Genomic DNA, 510 nt, shown 5'->3' on the forward strand with positions numbered 1-510 from the left:
TTATTGAATTGCGTTTCTCTGGAGAGAAGGTAGCCAGTATTAAAGATAAGTTTGGCCGTCGCTTAAACACTGCCAGATTAGAGCCTGTACAAATAGCCCGTATTGGTAATGACTCAAAACAAGATAGAGAGTTTGTACCATTAGATAAATTTCCTGACATGCTTAAAAATACCTTATTAGTAGTTGAAGACCGCGATTTTTATGATCATCACGGTGTATCGGTATTTTCAATTTTACGCGCTTTGTATACCAATATTCGCGCAGGGCGCACCGTGCAAGGGGGGTGTACATTAACCCAGCAGCTGGCTAAAAATATTTACCTTACCCGTGAGCGTTCGTTAGTGCGTAAAATTAATGAAGCTTTTATTGCGCTTATTCTTGATTACCGTTACTCAAAAGATCAGATTCTCGAAGCCTATTTAAACGAAGTGTACTTAGGTCAGTCATACAACCAAGGAGTACATGGAATGGGGCTGGCCGCCGAGTTTTACTTTGCCAAACCTGTTGATG

At 40.8% G+C, this 510-nt stretch carries 1 protein-coding gene; it reads left to right on the top strand.

Annotation, left to right across the window (positions count from 1 at the left end):
* Window positions 1-510 (top strand): transglycosylase domain-containing protein (locus tag PSH48_RS20800; RefSeq protein WP_273612303.1); only part of this gene is annotated, 510 nt, incomplete at both ends.

It is taken from the genome of Pseudoalteromonas sp. Angola-4 (genome assembly GCF_028599265.1).
GTDB lineage: Bacteria > Pseudomonadota > Gammaproteobacteria > Enterobacterales > Alteromonadaceae > Pseudoalteromonas > Pseudoalteromonas atlantica.